Source organism: Microbulbifer mangrovi, assembly GCF_002009015.1.
In the GTDB taxonomy this organism is placed as follows: Bacteria; Pseudomonadota; Gammaproteobacteria; order Pseudomonadales; family Cellvibrionaceae; genus Microbulbifer; species Microbulbifer mangrovi.
This window is the reverse complement of the sequence record NZ_LZDE01000211.1, coordinates 1-8,606: the sequence shown is the minus strand read 5'-3', so window position 1 is coordinate 8,606 and position 8,606 is coordinate 1. Positions and strand designations below refer to the sequence as shown.

General features: G+C 55.9%; 7 protein-coding genes. 1 reads left to right on the top strand and 6 read right to left on the bottom strand.

Annotation, left to right across the window (positions count from 1 at the left end; genetic code table 11):
• Nucleotides 1-148: 148 nt before the first annotated feature.
• The 6 genes from B4U49_RS02495 to B4U49_RS02470 form a co-directional block, all read right to left on the bottom strand.
• Nucleotides 149-910 (bottom strand): slipin family protein, encoded by a 762-nt coding sequence (locus B4U49_RS02495; RefSeq protein ID WP_078083000.1) that lies wholly within the window; start codon nucleotides 908-910, stop codon nucleotides 149-151.
• Nucleotides 911-930: 20 nt separating this feature from the next.
• On the bottom strand, nucleotides 931-2,376 hold the full coding sequence (locus tag B4U49_RS02490; RefSeq protein ID WP_078082999.1) for an NfeD family protein: 1,446 nt from the start codon (nucleotides 2,374-2,376) through the stop codon (nucleotides 931-933).
• Between the two features lie 553 nt (nucleotides 2,377-2,929).
• Nucleotides 2,930-4,606 carry a bifunctional ornithine lipid synthase OlsF gene (gene olsF / locus B4U49_RS02485; RefSeq protein ID WP_078082998.1) on the bottom strand — a complete coding sequence of 559 codons (1,677 nt, stop codon included), beginning with the start codon at nucleotides 4,604-4,606 and terminating at the stop codon, nucleotides 2,930-2,932.
• A complete protein-coding gene (locus B4U49_RS02480) occupies nucleotides 4,603-5,394 on the bottom strand; it encodes a UDP-2,3-diacylglucosamine diphosphatase (protein WP_078082997.1) in 792 nt (263 codons plus the stop codon). Before B4U49_RS02480 ends, olsF begins: the two co-directional genes overlap by 4 nt.
• Before the next feature lie 153 nt (nucleotides 5,395-5,547).
• Nucleotides 5,548-6,366, bottom strand: coding sequence for a hypothetical protein (locus tag B4U49_RS02475; protein ID WP_078082996.1), 819 nt, complete (start codon nucleotides 6,364-6,366; stop codon nucleotides 5,548-5,550).
• The gene (locus tag B4U49_RS02470; protein WP_078082995.1) at nucleotides 6,366-7,739 is read right to left on the bottom strand and encodes a hypothetical protein; all 1,374 of its coding nucleotides are present in this window, start codon (nucleotides 7,737-7,739) and stop codon (nucleotides 6,366-6,368) included. The genes B4U49_RS02475 and B4U49_RS02470 overlap by 1 nt, the downstream gene beginning before the upstream one ends.
• Before the next feature lie 391 nt (nucleotides 7,740-8,130).
• Here B4U49_RS02470 and B4U49_RS02465 point away from each other — a divergent pair.
• Nucleotides 8,131-8,606, top strand: a 476-nt coding sequence (locus B4U49_RS02465; RefSeq protein WP_193432803.1) for a collagenase, incomplete at its 3' end; no start/stop codon positions are given.

Sequence of the window (8,606 nt, the reverse complement as noted above, 5' to 3'; positions counted from 1 at the left end):
TTGCGACGCTCCTGAAAACCCACCCCCGGCACTTGCCCTTAACGTCACCCTCTGCCCTCTCTCACCACCAGCCAAATCCGTTCATATTGATGAAACGCATATCCTCAAACCGAAGGTAAAGCGCTTCATCTAAGCGGAGCCACAACGCTCAGCTACCGTGCCTCTTTTGATGGTCAAGTAAAGGTTTTATCAAATCCATCGGCAGCGGAAACACGATCGTGGAATTTTGCTCCCCGGCAATATCGATCAACGTCTGCATATAACGCAACGTAATCGCATTTGAGTTTTTGGAGAGCTGATCCGCGGCCTCGGTAAGCTTTGCCGCCGCCTGGGCTTCCCCCTCTGCATGAATCACCTTCGCCCGCCGCGAACGCTCTGCCTCGGCCTGCTGGGCAATGGCGCGGATCATGCTCTCGTCCAGGTCGATATGCTTGATCTCCACGTTGGTAACCTTCACGCCCCAGGCATCAGTCTGCTCGTCGAGAATTTTCTGGATATCCACATTGAGCTTGTCCCGCTCGGACAGCATCTCGTCCAGTTCATGCTTACCCAGCACCGAACGCAGGGTCGTTTGCGACAGCTGACTCACCGCCTCGTGATAGTTTTCCACATTGATGATCGCAGACTGTGGATCGATTACCCGGTAATACACAACGGCATTCACCTTGACCGAAACATTGTCCCGGCTGATGACATCCTGTGTGGGTACATCCATCACCACCGTGCGCAAATCCACACGCTCCATGGTCTGGATGATGGGAATGATAATGATCAGCCCAGGGCCCTTTACCGCCTGGAAGCGGCCCAGAAAAAACACCACCGCGCGCTCGTACTCCCGCAGCACCCGGATGGCATACATCACCAGCAGCACAACCGCCAGCGCTAATAGACTCGCAAAATAGCTCACCATAAACCTGCTCCCGTTATTCCCTATTCCGGTTGTACCTGCAAGACCAGTCCCTGCTCTGCCACTACCTGCACCAGCTGCCCTTCCGTCAGCAGGTTATCGCAGTGGGCGTTCCAGATTTCTCCATCAATTTTCACCAGCAAACTGGGCTCGACCTCTGACACTACAGCAGTGCGCCCCACCATCGCCTGATTTGCCGCGACCTTCGGTTTGCGCAGGCTGTTGCCTACCGCATACAGAATCCCAAGCAGCGCCAGTCCACTGACACCCGCAATACCGCCAATCAAGCCTTTGGAAACCTGCATGCCCGGTACGTCACTGTCGATCAACAACACGGAGCCGATCACCAGTGCCACTACGCCACCAATTCCGAGCGCACCGAAGCTGGGAACAAACAGTTCCGCGGCAATCAACAATGCACCGACCACAATCAATGCCAATCCTGCATAGTTGATCGGCAGGACCTGTAACGCGTAAAAGGCCAGCAGCAGACAAATGACGCCAACCACCCCCGGCACAATGGCACCCGGGCTGTAGCCCTCGAAAATCAGCCCGTAGATACCGACCAATAACAGGATGTAAGCCACCTGAGGGTTGGTGATCAGGGATAACAGTTCGTTGCGCCAGTCAGGCTCGTAGGCCACTACCGGAAGCTTTGTGGTTGCCGCGGTGATTTTCTTTTTACCCGAGGCCATCACCACCTCGCGACCGGCCAACTGCACAAGCAATTGCTGCCGGTTGTCGGCAACCACATCAATGACATTGTCCGCCAGCGCCTCTTTCGCGGTCAGGGTGGCCGCATCGCGCACCGCCTTTTCTGCCCAGTCGGCATTCCGATTATGGCGGTTGGCCAGTCCGCGGATATAAGCCACCGAATCATTGATGACTTTACGCTCCATCGCGGTACCGCCCTGCTTTTCGGGCTTGCTCTCCCCAGTCTTATCCTTTGAGTCCGCCTGCTCGGACTCTTGCGATGTCTTTTCCGGTTTCTGCTCTGGCGCTTGTTGCGGCTCCTGCTGCCCTGGCATGCCGCCTATCTGCACCGGTGTAGCGGCACCCAAGGTGGTCGAGGGCGTCATGGCGGCAACATGACTGGCGTAAAGAATATAGGTGCCAGCACTGGCAGCGCGGGCACCTGCGGGAGTGACGTAGGTTACATAAGGAATATCCGAGGCAAGAATATGCTGGATAATGTCGCGGGTGGCGGCATCCAGCCCGCCCGGCGTATCCATATTCACAACTATAAGACGAGCGCCATTTTCGCGGGCCGCTTCGCTGGTGCGGACCAGGTAATCCGTAGTGGCTGGACCAATAGGACCATTGATCGAGAGCTGTGCAATGTGCGGCTGATCCAGCTCACCGGATTCGGTAGCGTCTTCCACTTCTTGCGCGAAACCAGAAATAGAAAACACCTGCGCCAAAATCAGCAGCAGGACAGCGATGACTACTTTCGGACACCACTGTTTCATAGAAGTTATCCCGGGTGCGAAAGGACAGGAAACACAAGCGTAACAGACCAGAAGATTGCCGAAGGGAAAGCTGCGCCGGATGTCCTGACAAATTCGATATCCGCCTGCAGGACCCGCGGAGGAACCAAGTCGCTATCGCGTTTTCAAAATATCACTCTGAATCCGATAAACTGTTGATATATACGCCTCGTGTCACCGGCTACTCTTCCCTCTTCTACGTCCCTATCCCGCGGCGACCAACGGCCACTAATTACAGGGTTGATAAAAGTGGAGCGAAGTCTCGCTCGACCGTATTCGATCCGGAGCTGTTGAGACAGCTGGAAAATGAGCGCAACAGGGTGCACAAGTTTGAATCCCGGGATACAGAATTCACGACCAATACCGGAACCTTCTTCCAGAGAGGGGATCGTTGCTGGGAAGAAAAGCAACTGCTGCCGGGGGATATCGACAGCGCTTCCAAATCAAATGCTCGATTAGAAGTCGATCAAGAGAAGATATCGATCGGCTCGCCAAGAAATACGGAATCCCTTAAACCAGCCGATCACTCTCGGTTTCAATGCGATACCAGGTAACGCTTGGCAAACCTGGGATCCATTTTTTCCAGATCCACCACGACCAGGCCATCTACCGAATCGCAGAAATCCGGATCAATATTGAATGCGTGAAAACTGGTACCACCGGGAGTAGTAACAGCGGTGTACTTCTTGAAAAGCGGGGGCAAGACTACGCCCTCTTGCTTCAGGACTTGCTTCAGCTGCAGCATATCGTCAGTCGCATCACCGGAAAGTTCCGGCAGATCCGCGCGAGCTTCGATAAATGGTAAACGCGCGTTACCCATGGGTTGCCGGGTAGCGAAGTGATGCAGGAAGTAACGCACGATGGCGGATTTAGCGCGGCGGGAGAAGTTACCGGGCATGGAAACTGGGCCGAACAGGTAGCGACGGTTATTGCGTAGAATCCACTGACCGATGCCGCACCACAACAGGTCCAATCCGCGGCTACGCCAGTACTCCGGCATCAGAAAGCTGCGCCCCAGCTCCGCTGAGGCCGGCAGACATTCCTCTGGAGAGCGGGAGTAATTGAACAGGGTGGTGCTGTAGATTTTGTCCGCAGTCAGCCCATCGGTACTCACCAGGCGATAGGCACCGGCCAGTTTCTGGCGCTCTCTGTCCCACAGCAACAGATGGTCGTACCAGGCATCAAACGCATCCCAGTCGCGACTGTTGCCGGTACCCTCCCCCACTGCGCGAAAGGCGATTTCACGCTGGCGCGAGAGTTCACGCATGACAGGGCAATCAGATTTCTGGCGATAGAGTTTCACCTCAAACTCACTCTGGGCCACCAGCGTCTCACACTCCCCAAGTACAGCAGCGACTTCCGATGCGACTTCCGCGCCGGCGATCGGCTCTGGAGCCAGACCCTGGGGATTTTTATGCAGGCGGTAAACCTGCTTTTTCCACAATTTGGCCTTGGCGCGCGGCGCCATGGGCCAGCTGCGATAATGCTCCGGTGTCACCGGCGAACCGATGCGAATATCGATCCCTTTACGCACCTGTTTGAACATCTCTCGGATCAACCACAGGGTGGACAGTGGCTTGTTGACCATGGACAGGCCGTACCACCACAGGGAATTTCTGCCACGCACCTGTACCGGTAAAATGGGGGCATTGGTCTTATCGGCGAAGCGAATAAAGCCCGGGTTCCAAGTGCCGTCGCGCACCCCTTGCGGGCTCAGGCGGGACACCTCTCCTGCGGGAAATACAACGATCGCGCCGCCGGCGTGCAGATGACTGTATATGCCCTCGACATCTTCACGGCGCGTGCGACCATTAAAGTTATCCACCGGGAGCAGGTAGCCTCGCAGCGGTTCAATATTCCACAGCAGCTGACTAGCCACGGCTTTCACGTCTTTTCGAACCCGAGCCACCATATCGATCAGTGCCAGCCCGTCGAGACTGCCCAGCGGATGATTGGAAACGATCACCAGTGGACCGCTGACAGGTATACGCTCCAGCTCTGCAGGTGTTACGTCATAACGAAAATCGAAAGAGCGGAATACCTGACGGACAAAATCAAGCCCGCCCAGATGGGGGAATTCTCGACCGAACTGCTGCAGTTGTTGTTCACAGCAGATCTTCTTAACCGTCGCCGATACCAGGCGCCGAGCCGGGCTTTCGGGTGCCGCACTGTACCAGGGGTTTTTCTGCAACAGGTTTTCCAGTTGAATCATGCGGCTACCGCCTCTGTCATGATGCGGGCAATTTTGGGCGTGCGATGCCAGTGCAGAATATTCAGTGCTCCGCTTTTTTCTTCCACTACCGCAGTCATTGAATCCACCCAATCCCCGCAGTTGGCATAAGTAACGGCGCTTTTCTGCACCGCGCTGTGCCGGATACCGGCGCGGTGGATATGCCCACAGATAATGCCGTCAAAACCACGCCGGCCAGTCTCGCGAATCGCTACCTCCTCAAACTTGTGCATCATCCGGCGCGCCGCATTTACGCGATTCTTTACATGGTTGGCGAGAGACCACCAAGGCTTGTCAAAGCGGCTGCGCCAGTAATTGATCCAGCGATTGAAGCGCAGCATCAGGTAATAACTCTGATCCCCTATGTGGTAACTGACCGGATTGATCTGGATGTGGTGTTCGAACTGGTCGCCGTGGGTTACCCAGTAGCGTTTACCGTCAGCAGCGGTGTGTATCCACTCACGCTCCACACGGATATTGCCCAGGCGTTTGCCGGCCCAGCTGCGCATGGGCGCATCGTGGTTGCCGGGGACGTAAATAACTTCAGGGGTATTGCAGCTGATTTCAGAAAGCATACTGAGCAGCAGGCTGGAGGCGTGGCACCAGCTGCCCTTGCCCTGGGAGAGCGCTTTCATATCGAAGATATCGCCCACCAGGTACACCGTGTCTGCCGTATTCTGGGCGAGGAAGTCCGCCAGCCGTTGCGGCTCGCTGTCCCGGCTGCCCAGGTGAACATCGGAAATCCACAGTGCGCGATAGCGGTTACTCATTGGCAAGTCCCATCATTGGTTGTGGCCATGTTGATGGGGGAAACTTTGCTTGAGTTTTTTTACAAAGCGGCGGCTGTTTCTTGAAGCTTCTGTTTCAGAAGGGCGCAGGAGAGGATGTCGGTGACATTCTCCGGAGAAACCGGGAACCAGATTCTAATCCCGCACCCGCTGTATCCGCTCCAGGCGGGAAACACTGCCCAGGTAATCCTGCCAGCTGGCCTCCAGTTCTGCGGTCTGGTAGCGCTGGTACTTTTCCCGATCCAGCCAGAACACACGGGTCTGGGCGCGGCGCAGGTCGATTAATGGCAATTGGTCGATGGCCGCCGATCCGCGCTTGAAGACCGATCCGGCGCGGGAATTCTGGATCATGTCGCTGACAATGGTGAGGTGGACATTCTCCGCCGCGGGGTCGAAGTGATTCAGCGCGGCCACATCAGAAAGCGCCTCATAGATCGGCGAGACCGGCTGCTCCCCCGCGGATACCGCGCGCGCAATGGCCTGGTCCAGCGGCTGTTCAAAACGCTCTCGATAGAGCGCCTGCACAAATTGCTGGTTTGCGGTCAGCGCACTGACATCCTCACCTGCACGAGGCTTGCACATGTCCACCACGGGTTCAGACAAGCCGTTGTAATGCTCATCCAGTACAAAGATCGAGAAGCGATCATTGACTGCCGCGGACGCCAGCAAGCCCGAGAGGTGCGTATCCAGGAAGTGGGTCTGGTGCGGCGAGAGCGTATCGGAAGCGTCGATCACCACAATATGCTGGGCGAACCGCGGCAGGTGCGGGTTGCACAGGGTAACCTTGTCGTAATCCCGCTCCGGGGCCCGCACCACCTGCAGTGTGAAGATGCCGAGCGCCACCAGGGCTGCGGCGCACAGGGAGAAAACGGCAATGCCCTTTCTATCCTCGCCGGAAAGCCCGCCGCGACGTCCCGATGCGCGGCGCTTGCGCGCGCGTCTCCAAATTGTCATTACGCCCTCCGCAGGCCGTAATCCAGCTCGAGCTTGTCCACCAGGGTAGCGAGTGACTCCTGCGCTGATTCACAGCGTGCATTCACCGTATCAATCGCCCCGGTGTACACTTCGTCCAGCTCATCCATCAATGCTTCAAAGGCGGCGAGATCGCGCTGGTGCTGCTCCAATCCGGTGGTATTCAGGCGCGGCAGCTTGTCCAGCTCAAACCGCAGCAACTCACCAAAATACGCCGCGCGCCGGTTCAACATACGCGCGGAGTAGGACTGGTAGTAGCGGATCAATTCATCCAGTAACCCCTGAGCCTTGACGATATCTTCGTGGTAATGGCGATGGATTTCCTCGCTGCGCTCGATACTGGCCTTAAACTGGATAAACTGCGCGCGGATTGTCTTTTCCTTTTCCGCCAGCACTTCGTGAATATCTTCGGCAAGCTCGTTGGCGCTTTCAATGGCATCCTCGAAGGCTTCTCCCCAAGCTTTTTGCAGCGTCCGTACACGGCGGGTAATTGCGGTGTATCCCGGGTAACGGTCATCCACCACGAAAAACTTCGCCGTGAGCAATACCAGAGCGATGCCGCTCACCACTACCATGATCCAGGAATTGAAGTCCTGAATACCGAGGGGTTGACTCCAGAGGCTGCTCATTGCCAGCTGCGATGCAGTAAACGGATTCTGTTCCAGCGCTTCTCGATAGTGCCCAACACCCAGTACGAAGGTAACAGCCGCGGCCAGCACTGCGGTACACAGCAATATCGCACCCGTTTTCCTCAACAAGTTCTGGTGAAAACAGTTGCGCAGGGAGAATGCCATAAATGCGGCAAAACCCAGATTGATCAAAGAGATGATCAATGCCTGAAAGAACCCTCCCACGAGCCCCAGATCACTGCCCTTGGACAGGAAAAACGCGTTAAGCACGGTTTCAAGAATAACGATAAAGAAGATCACCGAGTGGTGCAGAATCCGGGATTCCCGATATACCGCCTCGCGGGTCAGGCCGTTGCGGTGGCGGAATATTTCCAGATCCATACGCACCGCCGAGTAGTCCTGCGCGCTGCGCTTGAGGCCACTTACCAGATTCGCCATCCGGCTACTGATTTTTTTATCCACCAGTGCATCGGTGTTTTTCAGCTCCTGGAACAACTGGCGGATTTCCACCTCGCTCCGGTCGGCGAGCTCCTTGTCCAGCTCATTCTGGCGATTTTCATGGACCCGACCGATGATTTCGCGCACCACGTACGAGCGCAGTCCCTCTTCGCTCTCTGTATGGTTGCGACGATCGTGTTCCGGAATGCCCGCTTTCACATCGCGCTCTACGCGCTGCTCGATTTTGAGGGCAGAGATGGCGGCTTTGGTGGCCGGTATTGAAGTCATGCTGTCACCTAAAAACTTCCACTACATTTTAGGTTTGGCGTTTCCCCTACTCCGTGGCGCGAAAGGCACCAGACAGAGTTCAGTCCAGTGTTGGAGAAACCCTTACTTGAGAATAGCTCCCCACTTGCCCGTTTGTTGTCGATGCGACGAAGCGTTATCCATTCGCTCAAACAGGCGCCACAATCTCACCCATTCCTGTCATAACCTACTTTCCACCCGACCTGCTCACCCAGCATCGTGGCAATTCGCGCCAACCCATAAAAAGATATTGCACCCAAAGTAAAGTTAACCCTAAGATTTAAATGCTTTGGCATGCAATAACAATCAAGGCCTGCACTCGCGCCGCAACTGGCGCCTCCTGCGAATAAACGATAACAACGGGAAAACCACCATGCTCCACTCTCGACTGATCGCCCTGACTTCACTATGCGTACTGACGGTCTCTGCCGCCGTACATGTCTCCGCTGCCGATATCGATCAGGTATTGCCGATCCAGCACAGCTGTAGCAGCACCCTCAAAATTCGCGCCCAGGATATGACCGGCAGTCAGTTAAACGCCACCTGTGCGGACCTGTCCGCGGAAGAAGCGCTCTTTCACCAGCGCCTGCAAACCAACCAGATCCCCGTGCCCGATGACTACAACACCGACCTGCGGGTAGTGGTGTTTGACGATTACAACCAGTACGACACCTACGGCTACGACCTGTTTGGCATTAACACCAACAATGGCGGTATGTATATCGAAGGCACGCCCTCCAACCCGGGTAACCAGGCCAGCTTCTACGCCCACGAAGCCTCCTGGCTGCGCCCCGAGTTTTCAATCTGGAACCTGGAGCACGAATATGTGCACTATCTGGACGGGCGCTT

Bases quoted from the DNA above. Each gene is read 5' to 3' on its own strand.
- B4U49_RS02470 (WP_078082995.1), bottom strand. From the start codon at position 7,739: ATGACTTCAATACCGGCCACCAAAGCCGCCATCTCTGCCCTCAAAATC.
- B4U49_RS02475 (WP_078082996.1), bottom strand. From the start codon at position 6,366: ATGACAATTTGGAGACGCGCGCGCAAGCGCCGCGCATCGGGACGTCGC.
- B4U49_RS02490 (WP_078082999.1), bottom strand. From the start codon at position 2,376: ATGAAACAGTGGTGTCCGAAAGTAGTCATCGCTGTCCTGCTGCTGATT.
- olsF (WP_078082998.1), bottom strand. From the start codon at position 4,606: ATGATTCAACTGGAAAACCTGTTGCAGAAAAACCCCTGGTACAGTGCG.
- B4U49_RS02480 (WP_078082997.1), bottom strand. From the start codon at position 5,394: ATGAGTAACCGCTATCGCGCACTGTGGATTTCCGATGTTCACCTGGGC.
- B4U49_RS02495 (WP_078083000.1), bottom strand. From the start codon at position 910: ATGGTGAGCTATTTTGCGAGTCTATTAGCGCTGGCGGTTGTGCTGCTG.